Source organism: Micromonospora sp. NPDC049081 (assembly GCF_040648835.1).
Taxonomy (GTDB): Bacteria; Actinomycetota; Actinomycetes; order Mycobacteriales; family Micromonosporaceae; genus Micromonospora; species Micromonospora antibiotica.
Genome location: NZ_JBEZEK010000001.1, coordinates 38,182 through 56,371 on the forward strand (window position 1 = coordinate 38,182; position 18,190 = coordinate 56,371).

At 74.6% G+C, this 18,190-nt stretch carries 13 protein-coding genes; 3 read left to right on the forward strand and 10 right to left on the reverse strand.

Annotation, left to right across the window (positions count from 1 at the left end; genetic code table 11):
- Nucleotides 1-63: 63 nt before the first annotated feature.
- From AB0B63_RS00050 to eccD, 9 genes are all read right to left on the reverse strand, one after another.
- Nucleotides 64-396 (reverse strand): hypothetical protein, encoded by a 333-nt coding sequence (locus AB0B63_RS00050; protein WP_208567479.1) that lies wholly within the window; start codon nt 394-396, stop codon nt 64-66.
- Nucleotides 396-842, reverse strand: a complete 447-nt coding sequence (locus AB0B63_RS00055) for a YbaB/EbfC family nucleoid-associated protein (protein WP_357013103.1) — start codon at nt 840-842, stop codon at nt 396-398. The genes AB0B63_RS00050 and AB0B63_RS00055 overlap by 1 nt, the downstream gene beginning before the upstream one ends.
- 83 nt (nt 843-925) lie before the next feature.
- The gene (locus AB0B63_RS00060) at nt 926-2,992 is read right to left on the reverse strand and encodes a hypothetical protein (protein WP_357013105.1); all 2,067 of its coding nucleotides are present in this window, start codon (nt 2,990-2,992) and stop codon (nt 926-928) included.
- A gap of 24 nt (nt 2,993-3,016) precedes the next feature.
- Entirely contained in the window at nt 3,017-5,155 is a 2,139-nt protein-coding gene (locus tag AB0B63_RS00065) for a hypothetical protein (RefSeq protein ID WP_357013107.1), read from the reverse strand.
- A 4-nt stretch (nt 5,156-5,159) separates the two neighbouring features.
- Nucleotides 5,160-5,558 carry a hypothetical protein gene (locus tag AB0B63_RS00070; RefSeq protein ID WP_208567483.1) on the reverse strand — a complete coding sequence of 133 codons (399 nt, stop codon included), beginning with the start codon at nt 5,556-5,558 and terminating at the stop codon, nt 5,160-5,162.
- A 60-nt stretch (nt 5,559-5,618) separates the two neighbouring features.
- Entirely contained in the window at nt 5,619-5,915 is a 297-nt protein-coding gene (locus tag AB0B63_RS00075; RefSeq protein WP_208567484.1) for a WXG100 family type VII secretion target, read from the reverse strand.
- 31 nt (nt 5,916-5,946) lie between these two features.
- Nucleotides 5,947-6,243 (reverse strand): WXG100 family type VII secretion target, encoded by a 297-nt coding sequence (locus AB0B63_RS00080; protein ID WP_204923310.1) that lies wholly within the window; start codon nt 6,241-6,243, stop codon nt 5,947-5,949.
- A gap of 66 nt (nt 6,244-6,309) precedes the next feature.
- Nucleotides 6,310-7,704 carry a type VII secretion protein EccB gene (gene eccB / locus AB0B63_RS00085; RefSeq protein ID WP_357013110.1) on the reverse strand — a complete coding sequence of 465 codons (1,395 nt, stop codon included), beginning with the start codon at nt 7,702-7,704 and terminating at the stop codon, nt 6,310-6,312.
- Between the two features lie 4 nt (nt 7,705-7,708).
- Complete coding sequence (eccD, locus tag AB0B63_RS00090) at nt 7,709-9,100, reverse strand: type VII secretion integral membrane protein EccD (protein ID WP_357013112.1); 1,392 nt, start codon at nt 9,098-9,100, stop codon at nt 7,709-7,711.
- 146 nt (nt 9,101-9,246) lie between these two features.
- Between eccD and eccCa the strand changes: the two genes are divergently transcribed.
- Nucleotides 9,247-13,254, forward strand: coding sequence for a type VII secretion protein EccCa (gene eccCa / locus AB0B63_RS00095; RefSeq protein WP_357013114.1), 4,008 nt, complete (start codon nt 9,247-9,249; stop codon nt 13,252-13,254).
- On the opposite strand, the gene AB0B63_RS00100 is transcribed toward eccCa, so the two are convergent.
- The gene (locus tag AB0B63_RS00100; protein WP_357013116.1) at nt 13,220-14,689 is read right to left on the reverse strand and encodes a S8 family serine peptidase; all 1,470 of its coding nucleotides are present in this window, start codon (nt 14,687-14,689) and stop codon (nt 13,220-13,222) included. The two genes, eccCa and AB0B63_RS00100, sit on opposite strands and share 35 nt — an antisense overlap.
- Nucleotides 14,690-14,897: 208 nt before the next feature.
- Between AB0B63_RS00100 and AB0B63_RS00105 the strand changes: the two genes are divergently transcribed.
- Together AB0B63_RS00105 and AB0B63_RS00110 are read left to right on the forward strand one after the other, a co-directional pair.
- Entirely contained in the window at nt 14,898-16,397 is a 1,500-nt protein-coding gene (locus AB0B63_RS00105; RefSeq protein ID WP_357013118.1) for a hypothetical protein, read from the forward strand.
- Between the two features lie 100 nt (nt 16,398-16,497).
- Nucleotides 16,498-18,159: a S8 family serine peptidase gene (locus tag AB0B63_RS00110; RefSeq protein ID WP_357013120.1), complete on the forward strand. Its 1,662-nt coding sequence runs from the start codon at nt 16,498-16,500 to the stop codon at nt 18,157-18,159.
- The last annotated feature ends 31 nt before the right edge of the window (nt 18,160-18,190 follow it).

Below are 18,190 nucleotides of genomic sequence, written 5' to 3' on the forward strand. Positions count from 1 at the left end.
CAGAGCACTGAAGGCCCGTGCGCCGGGGCACTGCCCGCCCGGGGCGGGCACCGCCGTCGGCCGTTAGGTGTGCCGCCCGCTGTTGACCCCGCCGGAGATGTCGGCGTTGGTCGACTCCATGTCCGCCAGGAGTCGGCCCAGTTCCCGCAGGTCCTCCTGGTAGCCCTGGGGCACCGCGCCGAGCAGCTTGATGAGGTCCGCGCCGACCGACGCCTTCGGCAGGTTCGCCACGATCTCGTCGATGTCCGCGTACGGTTCTCCGACAAGTCCGGGATGGTCGGTGTCGCTGCGCCGCAGCGCCCGCTGGACCCGGTCCAGTTCCTCGGTGAACGGGTCGAAGTTCGGGTTGGTCAGCCGGCCGGTGTCCGCACCGATCGGCCCCACTGCCGGGGGCATCAGTGGGCTCCGGCCGGGGGCGTCGGCGTCGGGTCGTCGTCCGGCCCGACCGTCCGGAACATCTCGTTGAGCAGTTGGTCCATCGGCAGCGGGCCGTGTTCCGGGTCGGCCCCGCCGGTCAGCAGGTCCATCATGGGCAGGCCGGCGGGGAGCAGCGACTCGAACGCGGCGACGGTACGGGCCATCGCCTCGCCCCGGGCCGCCTCGATCGTGTCGACCAGCAGCTCCCCCAGCTCCGGACCGGCCATCGACCGGTACGCCGAGGTCGGAAACTTGATCCCCGTGACCGCTCCCCGACTGTCGACGGTCACCGCCACCGCCCGGTTCTTAGCGGTGACCGTGCTGTAGACGGTGTGCAGGCCACCCTGGATCTCGTCGATCGCGGCCTTCTGCCGTTCGAGTTCGGCGAGCGCCTGCTCGACCTGGTTGGACAACGGACTCGACATCTGTCCTCACCTCCGGTTGTCTCTGCGGTTCGTCTGCTGCGGGGCACCACGACGGTCGACCCGTCGTGCGGTGCCGACGGCGGTCAACCCCGGCCGCGCGCCTGTTCCCGGCCGTGCACCACCGGGCCGGCGGTGGGGGTCTGCTCCACCTGCACCGGTGTCGCCACCGGCCGCCGCCTCGGCGGGTCGGTCCGGCCGACCACGGCCGCCGTACACGTCGGGTCGGCTCCCCAGGCCTGCTCGTCCTCGGTCAGCCGGGTGGTGCGGCGGGTGTCGTCGCCCTCCCGGCCCGGTGCGCCGATCGGCGGCAGGACCGGCGGCCCGAACGGCCGGCCGCCGAGCTGGCCGGGTGCCGGGGGGCCGCTGCCCGCCGCGCCCGACAACCCCTGGCCACCGGTCACACCGGACGACCCGGCACCGCCGGGCAGCCCCGCGCCTGCGGGCAACCCCGCGCCGCCGGCACCGCCGAGCGGGCCGGCGAGCAGGGCGGCGAGTTCCCGGCCGACGGCGGAGCCGCCGACGGCCGCCCGCGACGGCGGGGCGACCGGCCCGTCCGCCAGGTCACCGATGTCGACGCCGCCGCCGGCCCAGTCGCCCAGCGCGCCACCGGAGCGGCGGTCGCCGTCCGGGACGCCACCGCCGGCCCGTCCGCCGATCACCGGACCGACGCCACCGGCCAGACCACCCACCCCGGCCAGCGCACCGCCGGCCCAGCCGCCCACGCCGCCACGCCCCAGGGCACCGATCGCGCCGACGCCGTCGCCGGTCGCCCCGGAGGTGCCGAGGACGCTGAAGTCCGCGGAGTCGCCGGCCAGGCTCGTCGCGCCGAGCGCCGACAGACCCGCCCCGCCGAACCCGCCGACGCCCGACGCGCCGAACGCGCCGATGGCCGCCGGGCCGCCGCCGAGAGCGGCACCCATCCCACCGGCTCCCGAGGAGGAGGACGAGAACGACAGGTCCGGCCCGCCGCCGCCGGCCCCGTCGAAGCCGGAACCACCACCGCCGGACCCGTCGAACCCACCGCCGCCGGACTGGATGGTGGACCGCACCTCGTCGGGGGGTGGAGCGCCGGTGGGGCCGTCCGAGGTGCCCGGCGGTGGCGGCGGTTGGTCACCGCCGCCGGGCGGTCCCGCGAACCGGTTGACGATCCCGCTGGTCTCCCGCAACGCGGTGACGAGCTGCGCCAACGCGTCGCGCATCGCCAGGTCGAGCCGGACGAGCTGGCGTAGCCAGGCGGTGCGCAGCAGCACGTCGAGACCGGTCCAGCCGGCCGCGGTGGTCAGGTCGAAGGTGCCACCGACCGGCCCGGTGCCGTAGGTGTCCGGGATGGTGACCCCGACCGCGTTCAGGCTGCCCTGGTCGACCTGCGCGAGGATGCTGCGGACCGCGCTGAACAGCGCGGTCGGGTGGTACGTGTTGAACCACTGGTGGGTGTGGTCGCTGAACTCCCGCCACGCGTCGTTGATCCGCTCGCGGAACATCAGCAGGTCGTTGGACTGCCGAAAGACCCGGTCCGACCAGGCATTGCTCTCGTTGGTGGCGTTCATGTCCCGGGTCAGCCGGTCGATGTCGGCGTGCAGGGTGTTCAGCGCCGCCACGAAGACCGCCGAGGCCGAGCCGTCGAACCCGGAACCGGCCCCGCTGATCCCGTCGCGCAGCACCCGCAGCTCGGCGGCGGTGGTGAGCAACGTCTGCTCGACCCGCCACAGCAGGTTGCCGGCGTCGGTGAAGCTGCGTTCGCTGAACCAGCCGTTGGTGCCGGCGTACAGGCGGGTGAGGGCGTTGACGCTCGCCCGGTAGAAGCTGTCGAACGCGGTGGCCGGTGGGGGGCCGCCGGTCCCCTCCCAGAAGGTGACGTGGCCCCGCACGATCTCCCAGAGGTCCCGTTGCGGGTCGTCCACCCCGGGACCGACCCGGCGGTAGCCCATCAGTTCACGGTCCCCCGGGTCGATCGTGGGGCGGGTGCCCCGGTCCAGCTCCTGGGTCCGTCGTTCGACGAACCGGACCCAGGTGACCCCGTGGCCGGCCACCAGGTTGCGGTCGATCAGCGTGCCGCTGCCCTGGTCGGTGCCGTCGCGGCCCTCGTTGAGGACGTCCTGGAGCATCCGTTCCCAGGTCCAGCCGGCGTACTCCGGGTTCGGGGCGGTCACCGCGCGGCCCGCCCGGGTCGCCGGTCAGCCACGGCGACGTCCCGTCGTACGGGTGGGGCCGGGCGACTGGCCGGGTCGGCGTGGCGCGGCCGGCATCGTGGTGGCCGGTTCCTCGGCGTGCTCGGAGCGGCCGATGACGGCCATCCCGCACTCGGGGTCGGTGCCCCAAACGTCCTCTTCCTCTTCCAGCCAGGTCTTGCGTTCACGGTCCTTCTCCCCCTGCTGGCCGCCCCCACCCATGCCTCCCATGCCGCCCATCGGCGGCATCATCGGGAACCCGCCGGCCGCTGAGCCGGCGGAGTCGACGCCCCGCGCCCCGCTGCCACCGGGCCCGAGCCCGGCCGGTTCGCCGAGCAGTGCGGCCAGTTCGCTGCCGAGGGCCACCCCGCTGGTCGAGGACTCGCCCGGCGAGCCGCCGCCCAGGTTGCCGACGTCGACACCGTCCACGTCGGTCGGGAACTGCGCCGACGGGTTGGTCGTGTCGTCGCCAAGGCCACCCGCCCCGCCGCCCTTGACACCGCCCACGCCACCGGAGCCGCCGGAGGATCCCAGGTTGCCCAGCCCACCCAGGCCGGGGGTCAGGCCGGGGACGACGACACCACCGCCGAGTCCACCGCCGCCCGCCGAGCCGGAGCCGGTGCCACCGCCCAGGTCGCCCCAGTCGATGCCGCCGCCACCGAGACCACCCAGCCCACCGCCCGACCCACCGGTGCCGAGCTCGCCGCCACCATCGAGGCCCAGGCCACCGGCCCCGCTCCCCCCGCCCGACCCGAGGCCGGACCCACCACCCAGACCGAGATCGCCACCGCCGCCCAGCCCGGAGCCACCGCCCAGGCCGAGGTCCCCACCGCCACCCAGGCCGAGCTCGCCGCCACCGCCCATGCCCAGGTCACCACCGCCACCCAGGCCGAGGTCCCCACCGCCACCGCCCAGGCCCAGGTCACCGCCACCGCCCACGCCCAGGTCACCACCGCCACCGCCCAAGCCCAGGTCACCGCCACCGCCGATGTCGGGGCCGCCACCGCCGTTCAGATCCGGACCGTTGAGGTCGGGGGTGCCGCCCGGCGGCGGGGTGGTGCCGGTGGTGGTCGGTGGGGGCGAGATGACGCTCACCAGGTGGGTGACGGACCGCAGCCGGGTGGTCAGCCGCGCCAGCTCGGTACGCATCGTGGCGTCCAGCTCGTGCAACTGGCCGAGCCAGGCGCCCTTGATCATGTTGTCGACGCTCTGCCAGCCCGCCTCGGTCATCAGGTTGAACGTGCCGCTGTTCACCGAGCCGTTGCCGTACGCGTCCGGCAGGGTGATCGTGACCTGGCTGAAGTTGCCCGTCCTGACCTCGGTGACGATCTTCTTCAACGAGTCGATCAACGTGGTCGGGTTGTAGCCGTTGAACCACTGGAAGGTGTGGTCGCTGAACTCCCGGAACGAGCTGGCGATCTTGTTGCGGAAGGTCGTCATGTCGTCGACCACGTCGTCGACCTGATCGGACCAGGCCCGGTCGGTGCTGTTGGCGTTCATGTCGACGGCGAGCCGGTGGACGTCGCGCCGCATGTTCGCCACCGCACCGATGAACACCCCGGAGGCGTTTCCCTGGAACCCGGAGGCGTCGTCGCCGACCCGGTCCAGGATGGTCTTCAGCTCCCGTTCGGTGCTGACCAGGCTGGTCTCCACGTCGTGCAGCATCTTGGCGGCGTCGGTGAAGCTCTTCCAGCTGAACACCGGGTTGGTGCCGCTGGTCAGCCGTTGCAACGCGCCCTCACTGGACTTGTAGAAGGTCTCGAAGGCGCCGCGCGGGGAGGGCGCCCCCTCGGTCTGCGAGTCACTGAAGACGATCTTCACCTGGATGAACTGGGTCCGGGTGGTGTAGTGGGGTTTCCCGTCGCGCACCGAACCGACCGTGCTGATCCGGTAGAGGAAGAACTCGTTGCCGTCGAGCGAGTCGATCCGGTTGGTCACGTCGCCGTCGCTGGGCGGCTGCGAGGACTCGGTCACGTCGTCCAGGTGGTCGACGAGACGCAGCCACCGCACGTCCGGGCCGGCCACCAACCGACGGTCCAGCATGGTGCCGCTGGTGCCGTCGGGGCCGTCCCGGCCCTCCCCCAGCACGTTCTGGAGCATCGATTCCCAGGTCCACTGGGACATGTCCTGGTACGGCGCGGTCACCGGATCACGCCGTCGGGTTCGGGGTGGGGTTGGGCGGGGTGCCGGTGTTCGGCGGGGTGCCGGTGCCGGGCAGGAACTCCAGGAAGCGCTCGGCGGTGATCGAGTTGAGCGACTCGATGTAGTCCGAGTTCGCCAGCAGTTCGGTCAACCCCACGGCGAGGCTGTTCATCGTGGTCCGGTGCGTGGTCATCCGGGCCAGCAGCGTGTCGCCGGTCTTGTTGAGCTGGTCACGGATGGTCTTGCCCGGCTCGAAGTTGTTCGTGCCGGCCGAGACGACCAGGTCACGCAGCGTCTGCGAGACGTACTGGCCCTGCCCGGAGGTGGCGGTGTCGACCGCGTCCCGCAGGCTGTTCAGCTTCGCGACGAGCTGGTTGATGTACGGCTCGTCGATGACGATCGGCATCTGGTGCTCCGTTCCGTGAGGTGGGGGCGGGCGGCCCGGTACCGCCCGCCACACCGAAGGTCAGACGTTGCCCTGGAACAGCGCGGCACCCCGCGCGTCGCCCAGCCGGTAGTTGTCGTGGATCTGGTCCAGCCGGGACGAGGCGTCGGCGAGCGCGCGGCGCATCTCCTCGATCCCGGCGTTCCACTTCGCCTGCGCCGCGGTGAACGCCTCCCGGGTGTCACCGGAGTTGGCGCTGACGTACGTCTGGACGACGGTGTTGAGTTCGTCGATCGAGTTCTGGATGCTGTTGGTCACGCCCTGCAACTCGGCCGAGCTGTCCAGCAGACCGTTGGGGTTGAGTCCGTACGACGGCATGGGTCGTCCTTTGTGAGGGGTCGGTCGGTGGTCAGGTCCAGCTCGCGGAGAGGGCGTTGTCCTGCTCCACCTGCGCGCTGGTCTGGTAGTGCGAGGTCATCGCGGTGTTCAGGTCGAGCAGCCCCTGCTTGACCTTGCTCAGTCCTTCCAGCCACTGCTGGATGGAGGTGGTGAAGGCGGTCTTGGCCTCCCCACGCCACTGGGTGTCCAGGAAGCTGGACGTGTTGTCGACGGCGCGCTGCGCCGCGTCGCACTGGGCGTCGGTCTGGTTCATCGCCGAGATGGTGCTGCGGATAGTTTGCTCGTCTACCTCATTGCCGAGTGGCATCGGCGCTCCTTCCGGTTGGGGCGGCCGCGGCGGTTCCGCGTCGCCGGTTCCGCTGACCGGCCGGTCTCATCCGACGACCCGGGCGGGGTCGAGGGCGGGTCCGGTCGGCAGCAGATCGATCAGGTCCGGTGACACCACGGTCGCGGTCGCGGGGGCGTAACCCAGCCGCTCCGCCACCGCCGCACCGGCGAGGGGGTACTTCACCCCGGCGTCGGTCACCAGGTGGTAGCCGGTGCCGGGCTGCCCGGCGCGACCGGTGACCACCAACCCGCCGCGTCCCGGGGTGACCGCCACCGCGTCGGCGGTGTGCGCCGTCCGGGTCACCCCGACGCCGCCCCGGACGATGCCGGTCGCCGGCACCGGCCGGGCCGCCACGACCCGGGGGCGACCGTCGGCACCGAACCGCAGGCACCAGGCCAGACCGGTGGCCCGGGAGGCCGCCGCCGGCGCCACCGCCGGCAGTTCCTCGGCCACGGGTGGTCGGGCCGCGAGGGGCAGCCGGGCCAGTGCCGCCGGGCTCAGCACGGTCGGGACCACCGCGCGGCCGCCGTACCCGGCGACGGTCGCCGGGTCGGCGGCCAGCAGCGCGTACGCCAGGGGGGTCAGCCGGGCCAGCCCGTCGCGGCGCAGCAGGTAGTGCCGTTCCGCCCCGTCGGCCGGTCGGGCGGTGAACAGCTGACCGATCCGGGTCGGTTGCCCGTCCACCTCCGGCCCGGCCTCGCCGCGCCCCGGCACCGCCACCGGCCCCAGGTCCACCCCGGCGGGGACCAGGTCCAACCAGGCCGCCGGTACGGTGACCGGCGGCCCGTCGTGGCCCAACACCGCCGGCAGCCACGGCGCGGTGAGCCGGAACCGGTGACCGTTCCAGATCAGATAGCCGGCGGTCGGGTCGCCGGTGGGCCGGGCCAGCACCGCCCGGTCGGCGGCCAACGGGGTCCCGTCGGCCGCCGGGGCGACGGACAGGGTCAACGCCGTCGTCTCGGTGCCGGCCAGATCCGTGGCGCTGGGCGCGCACGCGGTCCACCCGACCCCGGCCAGGCCACTCGTCGGCAGCACGTCGGGGGCGCCGACGATGCCCAGCGGCTGCCCGTGCGCCACCCCACGCAGCGACTTCGCCGACACGGTGACGACGGCGAGTTCCTCACCGAGCAGCAGCCGGGCCGAGGCGTAGTTGAGCACCGGGCGCAGCCGCCCGCCCAGGTAGAGGTAGCGCGAACCGGTCTCCTTCTCCACCACCAGCGACCCGGCCTTGCGCCAGGCGGTGGCCCCACCGGGGGAGAAGAAGCCGTACAGGGTGAAGCCGCCCATCACCAGTGCGGCGACCAGGACCCCGGCGAGCAACCCCACGGTGGTCCGCCGGTGCGGCGTCTCCAGGCCGTCCGGTTCGCCGGCCACCAGTGCGGCGGTGAGCCGGCCCAGCAGGTGCGACTGCGCCTGCACCTGGTCACGTCGGGACTGCACGACGTCAGCCCCCGATCGCCCGGAAGTAGTCGTACACGTGCAGGACGGCGAGCCCGATCGGCAGCAGCGCCACCGCCGCCGCAGTCAGGGTCAGGTCCCCGACCCGCCCCCAGTACGGCGTCACCCGCCGCCCGGTGAGGCTCCGCCCGGCCAGCAGCAGCGCCGGTACGGCGACCGGCAGCACGCCGAGCGCCACCACCCGCCCCAGCGGTCCCGCACCGGCCAGGGCCTGCACGGCGACCGCGGTGGGTCCGACCAGCGCGGGCACCGCCTGGGTCAGTCGGTGCCAGGCGCTGGTCATCGGTCGGGCGTTGAGCGACCAGACCAGCGCGACCAGCAGCACCAGGGTCGTCTCCGCCCAGCCCGCCCGGTACGCCACCGGCAGCAGCGCCAGGGCGGTGGCCGCCGACAGCCCGGCGTACAGGGCGGTCATCAACCGGTCGACGGCCCGCGCCCGGTCCATCAGGGGGCCGGCCGGTTCCGGGTCGATGTCCTCCTGGAGGTGTTCGGGTCGGGTCGGCAACGGGGCGAGACGCAGCCCGGCGAGGCGGAACGCGAACAGGGGCACCGTCAGCACCAGCGCGGTCGCGGCCACCGCCACCACCGCGCCCGCCTGCGGCCCGGTGCGCCCACCCACCGTGGCGGCGGCCCCGCCGAGCACGCCCAGCAGCAGCGCGGTGGACCCGGCGACGAAGACCGGGGTGGCCGCGCCGAGCAGTACGGCGGCGAGCACCGCCACCGCCGCCCCGGTCGCGGTCCCGCCCAGCACCTGCGGCCCGGTCAGCCCCGGCCCGACGGCCGCGCCGTCACCGGGCAGCACCAGCCCGGCCAGACCGGCGTAGCCGGTAGCGGCGACGGCCAGCAACACGCCGAACCCGCGCTCACCGCCGGCCCGGACCACCGCGGCACCGCCACCCAGCGCCACCGTCGCCACCGCCAGCGCCGCCACCGCCCGCAGCAGCACCGGTCCCGGCATGAGCAGGGCCACCAGGCCGACGCCGAGCAGCAGACCGGCCAGCGCCAGCACCACCGGGCGGATCAGCTCGGGACGCCACCGGCCGGGCCGGTCCCGCACCCCCGTCGCCATCCCGTCGACGAGGTCGTCGAAGTCGACCTCGGGCAACTGGTCGGCGCGCGGACGCAGGTGGACCAGGTCACCGTCGCGCAGGTCGAGCGCGGTGACGGTGCTCTCCTCATCCAGCGGGGGGGAGCCGGCGCGTTGCAGGACCCACCCGCCGTGGCTCAACCCCGTGTCGGCCAACCCGTCGCCGAGGTGGTGCAGCAGCGCCGGCAACAGGTCGGCGACGACCACCCCGACCGGCACGGCCACCTCGATCTGCCGGCTCGGTCCGCGTACGACCAGCCGGCACATCTGCTCGGTCTCGGTGCCCGTCACGGCTCCTTCAACGGAGCCGCCCGGAGATCGTTCAACGGCTCTGCGGAATTTTCTTTTCGCCGTCGCCCCGGGAAACCGGATCGACCCGCAGCGGCCCGCGCTCCGTTGTGGAGGGGGGCCGACGGCCCGGGTGGAGGGAGACGACCATGGGTACGGTGCTGTTCCGGCGGCCGGCGCGACGCAGTGGGCCGGAGATGCCCACCGGCGAGTTGACCCTCCAGGAGCCGCCGGAGCTGAGCGAGCCGCAGCAGAACGGCGCCCGGCAGGCGATGATGGTGCTGCCGATGGCGCTGATGACCGGCGTGATGATGCTGATGTTCATGGGCCCGTCGCGGGGCCCGTTGACCTGGGTGATGGCCGGCATGATGGCGGTGGCCATGGGCGGGGTGATGATCGGCTCGGTCATCGCCAGCAGCGGGGAACGCAAGCAACGCCACGGCGGTGACCGCCGTGACTACCTGCGTTACCTCGCCCAGCACCGCCGCCGGGCCCGCCGGTTCGCCCAGGACCAGCGCGACTCCAGCCTGTGGCGGCACCCCGACCCGGCGTCGTTGTGGTCGCTGGCGATGACCACCCGCCGCTGGGAGCGCCGCCCCACCCACCCGGACTTCCTGGAGATCCGGGTCGGCACCGGTGAGCAACGGTTGGCGGTCCGGATCGCGCCGATGCAGACCAAACCGGTGGAGGATCTCGAACCGGTCGCCGCGAAGGCGCTGCGCCGGTTCATCCGGGCCTACAGCACCCTGCCCGACCAGCCGGTGGCGTTGTTCCTGCCGGGCTTCGCCGAGATCCGGGTGACCGGGGACCGGGCGGCGGCGCGGGCGTTGCTGCGGGCCCTGCTCACCCAGCTCGCCACGCTGCACGCCCCCGAGGAGGTGCGGGTGGCGCTCTGCGTCGACCCGGACGGGTTGACGGCATGGGAGTGGGTCAAGTGGCTGCCGCACGCCCAGCACCCCGCCGAGCAGGACGCCGCCGGTGGGCTCCGGCTGGCCGCCGACGGCATCGAACGCCTCGAACGGCTGCTCGGCGCGGAGTTCACCGGCCGCCCCCGCTACGAGGCGGGTGCCACCCCCGACCGGGACGAGCCGTACGTGGTGGTGATCCGCGACGGCGGCCGGGTGCCGACCGGTCACCGGCTGACCACCGGCGGCTACCGTAACGCGGTCTTCGTCGACCTCGACGACCCGCCGGTGGCGACCGGGAAGGGCATCATCAACCTGGAGGTCGCCGACGGCACGCTGACCATGCTCGGGCGCGACCGGGTGGGCCAGGAGACCCGGCAGGTGCTCGCCGCCCCCGACCTGCTCGGTCCGGCGTCGGCCCGGTCGGTGGCCCGGCTGCTGTCGCCCTACCGGCTGGCCGTCGCCACCGAGCTGGCCCCCGAGCCGATGAAGGCCGACTTCGACCTCGGCACGTTGCTGCGTATCCCCGACCTGGAACGGTTGGAGCTGGCCGCGCTACGCGAGCGGCGCGGCCCCGACGAACGGCTGCGGGTGCCGATCGGGGTCGACGCCACCGGCGCCCCGGTCGAGCTGGACATCAAGGAGTCCGCCCGGGGTGGCATGGGTCCGCACGGCATGCTGATCGGCGCGACCGGCTCCGGCAAGAGCGAGCTGCTGCGTACGCTGGTGCTGGCGCTGGCCGTGACGCACTCCTCGGAGACGCTCAACCTGGTCCTGGTCGACTTCAAGGGCGGTGCCACCTTCCTCGGCCTGGACCGGTTGCCGCACACCTCCGCGGTGATCACCAACCTGGCCGACGAGGCGGCACTGGTCGGGCGGATGCGCGACGCCCTGCACGGCGAGCTGGTACGCCGGCAGGAGCTGCTGCGGGCCGCCGGCGGCTTCAGCTCGGTGCTGGACTACGAGAAGGCCCGCGCCGGTGGTGCCCCGCTCGACCCGCTGCCCACCCTCTTCGTGGTCGTCGACGAGTTCTCCGAGCTGCTCGCCGCGCACCGGGACTTCATCGACCTGTTCGTCATGATCGGCCGGCTCGGCCGGTCGCTGGCCGTGCACCTGCTGCTGGCCAGCCAGCGCGTCGACGACGGCCGGATCGGGCAGTTGGAGTCGCACCTGTCGTACCGGATCGGGTTGCGGACCTTCTCGGCGATGGAGTCCCGCTCGGTGATCGGGGTGCCCGACGCCTACGAGTTGCCGGCCGCCCCGGGCAACGGCTACCTGCGGATGGACGTGTCGACCCTGCTCCGGTTCAAGGCCGCGTACGTCTCCGGGGAGTACCGCCCCCGCCGGGCCCGGGTCCGCCAGGACGTGGTCCAGCGGCAGGTGGTGCCCTACCGGCTGGACCTCGTACCGGCGGAGAACCCGACCCCGCCGGCTCCTGCCGACCAGCCGACCGACCCGGACGGGCCGCCCGTGCCCGCCGCGCCCGCCGCGCGCAGCGTCTTCGCGATCGTCACCGACCAGCTGGTCGACTCCGGGCCGCCGGCCCACCAGGTCTGGTTGCCGCCGCTGGCCGACTCCCCCACCCTGGACAGTCTGCTGCCGGCCCTGGCCCCCGATCCGGACCTCGGGCTGGTCGCCACGGACTGGCCCGGCAACGGCCGGCTGGTGGTCCCGCTCGGCTTCATCGACAAGCCCTACGAGCAGCTGCGTGACCTGCTCACCGTGGACCTGTCCGGGGTGGGTGGGCACATCGGGGTCGCGGGCGGCACCCGCAGCGGCAAGAGCACCCTGATCCGTACGCTGATCTGCGCGTTGGCGCTCACCCACCGCCCCACCGAGGTTCAGTTCTACTGCCTGGACTTCGGCGGCGGCACGCTGGGCACCGTCGCCGGGCTGCCGCACGTGGGCAGTGTCGCGGGTCGGCTCGACACCGACCGGGTCGGCCGGACCGTCGCCGAGGTCACCGGCCTGATCAACCAGCGGGAGCGGCGCTTCACCGAGCAGGGCATCGACAGCATCCAGACCTACCGGCAGCTGCGGGCCGACGGCCGGGTCGCCGACGACCCGTACGGCGACGTGTTCCTGGTGGTCGACGGCTGGTTCACGTTGCGGCAGGAGTTCGAGGCGTTGGAGGTGGCGCTACGGCAGATCGCCGCCCGGGGGCTCAACTTCGGCGTCCACCTGATCGTCAGCGCGGCCCGCTGGTCGGAGGTGCACCACAGCATGCGTGACCAGCTCGGCATCAAGCTGGAGCTGCGCCTCGGCGACGCCGTGGACTCCGCCATCGACCTGCGGCTGGCGGCCACCGTGCCGCGTGCGCCGGGGCACGGCCTCACCCCGGAGAAGCTGCACTTCCTGGGGGCCCTGCCGCGCATCGACGGCAACCCGGACCCGGACAGCACGGCCGACGGGGCACGGGACCTCGCCGGCACGGTCGCCGAGTTCTGGTCCGGGCCGGTGGCGACGCCGGTGCGGACCCTGCCGGCGGTACTGCCCGCCGCCGAGCTGCCGCCGGCCGAGGGTGACCTGTGGGTGCCGCTCGGCCTGGACGAGGCCGACCTGAAGCCGTACTGGCACGACTTCTCAGAGCTGCCGCACCTGACCGGGCTCGGTGACAGCCAGAGCGGCAAGACCAACCTGCTGCGGCACCTGGCCCGCCTGATCGTCGGCCGGTTCAGCCCGGCCGAGGCCCGGATCCTGATCGTCGACTACCGGCGGCAACTGTTCGACTCGGTCCCGGCCGAGTACCGCCTCGGCTACTCGGTCTCGACGGACTCCACCCGGGAGACCGTCGCCGACGCGGTGGTGGGGCTCAAGGGCCGGCTGCCGGGTAAGGACGTCAGCCCCGAGCAGCTGCGCCGCCGCGACTGGTGGACCGGGCCCCGGCTGTTCGTCCTGGTCGACGACTTCGAGATGCTCGCCGGGCAGGACAACCCCCTGCAACCACTGATCCCGTACGTCCCGCACGGCGTCGACATCGGGTTGCACGTGGTGGTCGTGCGGGGCACCGCGAACCTGATGCGGATGTCGATGGACCCGTTGCTGCGGCGGCTCCAGGAGGCCAGCAGCCCGGACCTGGCGCTGTCCTGCCCACCCACGGAGGGGCCGCTGCTGGGCGGGGTGAAGGGCCGGCACCTGCCGCCGGGGCGGGCGATGGTGCTCACCCGTCGGGGACACCGCGTGATCCAGACCGCATACGTCGAGTCTGATCCCGGAGTCAGTGGCGGCGGCGCCGACGCAGGCCGACGGTGAGGGTGGCGAGCGTGAGGATCGTTGCCAGCACGGCGATCGCACCGGCAGGGCTCCGGCGTTCCACGGTGGTGGCGGGGCCGGCCAGTGTCGCGTTCACCGCCGCCGCCGGATTGATCATGCCCCAGCCGTACCACGGGTCGGGTCGGCCCGCCGCCGCCGTCGAGGCCCCGTCGGCCGTGGCCCTGACCCGGGCCGCCGCCGCGACGGCATCCAGCCGGGGCTCGCTGGCCCGGACCAGGGCCACCAGACCGGCGACGAAGGCGACGGCGTAGTCCGTGCCCGTACCCTGCACCTCCCCCGAACCGATGCCGAGGCTCACCACGTCCACCCCCGGTGCCACCACGTCGACCTCGCCCGACCGGTAGACCTCGGCCAACCGGTCGTCCGGGCCCACCGCACCGACCCGCAGCACCCCCTCCGGCAGGGTGGTGCCCGCGGGGGCCGTCGCCGCCCGGGCCGCCACCACCACGGTGGTACCCCGGGCGACCGCCGTGCGCAGCGCCGCCACCACCCGCTTGTCGGTGGTGTCCACCGACGCGCCGATCAGGGCCACCCCCGCACCTGCCGCCGTCGCCACCCGCAGTGCGGTCACCAGGCTGGCCGAGTCGGCCGTCCCTGCGGACCGGCCGATCCGGACCGGCACGATGGTCGCCTCCGGGGCGAGGCCGACGAAGTCGGTGCCCCGCTGCCGGCTGGCGGCGACGATCCCGGCCATCGCGGTGCCGTGGCCCGTGCAGTCCCGGTCTCCCCGGGAACCGTCGGTGGGGTCCACGGTGGCGTCCGCCCCGGGTCGCACCCGGCCGTCGAGGGCCGGCAGGGCACCGTCCACCCCGGAGTCGATGACGGCGACCGTGACGTTCGCCCCCCGACCCCGGGTCCAGGCCACCTCCGGGGTCAGCCGCAACTGCGCCCAGGGCACCCCGCCGATCCGCCGGCCCGGGGCCACCGTGCAGACCACCTCGCTGGCCGGCGGTACGGTCGGTCGGGGGCGGCGCGACGCCCGCGGGCTGGCCGGGGTGAACACCGGCAACGGACCGTAGCTGACCTCGGCACCGACCGCGTCCCACGGCACCACCAGCAGCCAGCCCTGCCGCAGCACCGCCGGATCGGTGACCGGCACGCCGTCCGGCTGGACGCGTCCCTTGTTCAGCGCGAAGATCTCCAGGTAACGCTCGGCGTCGCCGAGGACCCGCAGCGCGACCTCCCAGAGGTGTTCGACCCTCCCCTGCGCTGCGCCGACCACCACGTACTTCACGAAGCCGTTAGGTGCGACGGCCCCACCGGGCAGGTCCGGCGGGGCGGCGGCGGTGGGTGCCGGCGCGGGCGCGGCCACCGCCGGCACCGCCGGGACCATCGTGGAGGCCAGGAGGCCGAGCCAGCACAGCAGCAGTGCGGGCAGTGGGCGGGGCCACCGGACCCGGTGGCGTCCGGTCACCGCAAGCGGGCGGGACAGCGCTACCTCCCAGCGTCGTCGTGGCCCGCCCAGGCTACGGCGTCCCGCTCGCGCCCCCGATGTCCGGTCGATTGCGATTCGACCAACCCCCACGGATGGCGGAGAACCCGTGCTGAACAGATCGCCGGTCGCCGCCGTTGTAGGCACCGGCCGGGGAAGGGCTCCCCCGGTGCGGACGGAGGAGGGAACCGTGCACATCCCGACCGCCCCCGGTGGCGGACGACCACCGGAGCAACCGGCGACCCGGCATGCCACCCACCACGGGTGGCTCGGCACACTCCTGCCGGCGGTGGCGGTCCTGGCCGCCCTCACCCTCACCGCCGGTCCCGCCGCAGCCGGTGCGGCGTCGGCCGGCCCGACGCCGGCCAGCGCGACACCGGCCGGCCCGACGCCCGCCAGCGCGACACCGGCCGGGCGGTACTACGTGGTGGGGCCACCGGTGGCCGGCCAGCGGGAGTACCTCTACCAGATCGCGGCCAACACCCTCGGCGACGGCAACCGGTACCGGGAGATCTTCGAGTTGAACCGGGGCCGCCGGCAGCCCGACGGGGGGCGGCTCACCGACCCGGCCGAGCTGCGCCCGGGCTGGGTGCTGGCGCTGCCGCCCGACGCGCGGGGGACGGGCGTACGCACCGGTCCGCTCCCGCCGACCGGCGGGGCCGCCCCCGCACCACCGGAGACTGCCGACCCCGGGCACCACGGTCGACTGGTCGGGCTCGCCGGCCTCGCCGCCGTCGCCCTGCTCGTCGCCACCCTGCTGCGCCGGCCGGTCCGGCGGCGTGCCCTGCCCACCCGGCCCCCGCCGCTCGCCCTCGACGCGGGCCGGGTGGCGTCTCCACCACCGGCCGTCGAGGTCGACCCACCCACCGAGGTCGATCCGCCCGCCGAGGTCGACCCACCCACCCAGGTCGGCCCGCCCACCGAGGGGGTGCCCACCGTCGTGGCCGTCGCACCTCTGCCGGAGGGGCCGCGACAGCGGGCGGATCGGCCGGCACCGGCGGATCCGGGGCACCGGCCCGGCCCGGTGCCCGTCGCCGACGTGCTCCCGCAGCCCCCGCCCTGCGTGGCCGACGACCTCGACACCGAGGTGACCTCACCCTCGGGCACCCTCGCGGTCCGGGTGCCCGGGGTCGCACCGGGCGGCCGGCCGCACTACGCCTGGCAGCTCCCGGCACAACCCCCGCCGTCGATGCGGCTGCCGGTCCGGCTCGGCCACCGGCGGGGCTGGGCGCTCTGGATCGACCTGGCCGGCACCCCGGACGTGTTCACCGTGACCGGCCCGGGCGTGGCCGCCCGGCAGCGGGCGCGGACGCTCGCCGAGCAGGTGTACGCCGCCGGGCACACGGTCACCGTGGTCGGCGACCTGTTCGGACCGGACCTGCCCGAAGGCTGGGCACACCGGGCGGCCTTCCCCACCGACGAGGCTGATCTGCCGGACGGCCCCGGGGTGTTGTGCACGGCCGCCCTGTCCGGCCCGGAACTGACCTTCGCCCACCGGATCGCCACCCTGACCGGGCACCGGCTGGTGCCGGTCGTCGTCGGCCGGGCGCTGCGGGCCCGTTGGGCGGTGACCGTCCGGCCGACCACCGCCCCCGCCGCTGTCGCCGAGCTCGTCGGTGCCGTCGTCCCGGGCAGCGGCGGTAGCTCGGCCCGCGAGGGCGGTTTTCCCGTCGAGCGTGGTGAACCGTGACCGGTCGCGCACCGTTGTGGGCCCGGGGGGCCGCGTCCACGGCACCTCCGGGCCGGGGCGTCACGCCGACCGCTGCCCACCCACGACGAGGAGACGGTGCATGACCCGGCTGCTGCTTTCCTGGGCCCGTTCGCTGGGTTGCCTCGTGGCGACCGGCGTGCTGGTGATCGCCCCCCTCACCCCGGTCCGGGCGGCCCCACCGCCGCCGCCGACCTATGTGAAGTACTACCCGGTGGGCGCGGGGTCGGAGAGCACGGGGTCGGAGGGCGCGGTGACGAACCTGACCGGGGTGGCTGCCCGGTTCCTGGCCGACCCCGACCGGGCCGACGAGATCTACCGGCTCAACGAGGGCCGCCGTCAACCCGACGGCGGGCGGCTCACCGCCGTCGGGCAACAGTTGGTCGCCGGATGGTTGCTGGTGCTGCCCTGGGACGCCTTCGGCGACGAGGTCCGCTACGGTCTGCTGCCGACGGACCCGCCGAAGGCGGCACCGGCCCGGCCCGCTCCCCGGGCGGGCACCCCGACGTGTGCCGCTGCCACCTCCGGCGGCGGCGGGTCGAACTGGGCCGCCACGAAACTCTCCACGGCACGCGCCTGGGAGCACGGCACGGGGGCCGGGGCGCTGGTGGCGGTGGTCGACTCCGGCGTCGACGGCGAGCTTCCGGCCCTGGCCGGGCGGGTGGCACCCGGGTCGGACGTCATCACCGGCAAGGCCCGCGCCGACACCGACTGCCTGGGTACGGGCACCGCGATGGCGAGCGTGATCGGGGCGGACTCCGGTACCGGCTCGCCCGCACCGCCGGCGGTCGGCGTGGCCCCGGAGGCGGCCATCCTGCCGGTCCGGATCGTCGCCGACGGCACCGGCGCCGACCCGTCGCGGACCGCCCTCGGGATCGAGGTCGCCGTCTCGGCCGGCGCGACGGTGATCGCACTGGGCGGGTACGCCAGACTCACCGACCCGGCCGTGACGGAGGCCGTGCGCTCGGCGGTGGCGCACGACGTGGTGGTGGTCGCCCCGGCCACCACCGACGGCACCGCGGCCGCCGCCCAGGAGGGTCTGCTCCGGGTCGCCGGGGTCGGCCCCGACCTGCGGCCCGTGCTGGCGTACCCGGCTGGTGGGGTCGACGTCACCGCGCCCGGCCTCGACGTGGCGACGCTCGGTGTCGGTGACCCCGGCCCCCGGGCCCGTACCGGCACCGAGTACGCCGTCGCCTATGTCGCCGGGGTGGCCGCGCTGGTCCGCTCGGCGCGGCCCGGGACGAACGCCGTGCAGGTGGCGCGTCGGATCAGCGCCACCGCCGACCCGGGGACCCGGTCGAGTCCGAGCCCGGAGAACGGCTGGGGCCTGATCGATCCGCTGGCGGCGGTCAGCCCCGACCCGGCTCAGGCGGTGCCGCCGGCCCGGTCCGGTTCCGCCCTCTGGCCGGCGTTGGTGGCCGGCGGGCTCGGGCTCTTCCTGCTGGCGGTGGTGGGGGTGTTCGCCAGACGGGCCCGACGGCTCACCCACCACGGACCGGCCACTGTCGAGGTCGCCGCACCGGTGGTCCTTGCGGTGCCGGCGACGCACCACGAACGGCGGAGCCTGCTCGTGCCGGACGTCCGGCACGAGCCGCCGGCACCAGTCGCTGCGCAGGTGCCGGCGGCACCGCAGGCACGGAGGACACCGCAGGAACCGGTGGTGCCGCAGGAAGCCGTGGCACCGCAGGAACCGGTGGTGCCGCGCGAGCCGGGGGCAGTGCGCGAGCCGGGGGCGCTGGCGTGACCGGTGCGGGCCGCCGTCGTGGTCGCGCCGT

Excerpts from the sequence above, each read along its gene's own strand:
- AB0B63_RS00110 (WP_357013120.1), top strand. The coding sequence starts at position 16,498 with ATGACCCGGCTGCTGCTTTCCTGGGCCCGTTCGCTGGGTTGCCTCGTG.
- AB0B63_RS00080 (WP_204923310.1), bottom strand. The coding sequence starts at position 6,243 with ATGCCACTCGGCAATGAGGTAGACGAGCAAACTATCCGCAGCACCATC.
- AB0B63_RS00075 (WP_208567484.1), bottom strand. The coding sequence starts at position 5,915 with ATGCCGTCGTACGGACTCAACCCCAACGGTCTGCTGGACAGCTCGGCC.
- eccCa (WP_357013114.1), top strand. The coding sequence starts at position 9,247 with ATGGGTACGGTGCTGTTCCGGCGGCCGGCGCGACGCAGTGGGCCGGAG.
- AB0B63_RS00050 (WP_208567479.1), bottom strand. The coding sequence starts at position 396 with ATGCCCCCGGCAGTGGGGCCGATCGGTGCGGACACCGGCCGGCTGACC.
- AB0B63_RS00055 (WP_357013103.1), bottom strand. The coding sequence starts at position 842 with ATGTCGAGTCCGTTGTCCAACCAGGTCGAGCAGGCGCTCGCCGAACTC.
- AB0B63_RS00070 (WP_208567483.1), bottom strand. The coding sequence starts at position 5,558 with ATGCCGATCGTCATCGACGAGCCGTACATCAACCAGCTCGTCGCGAAG.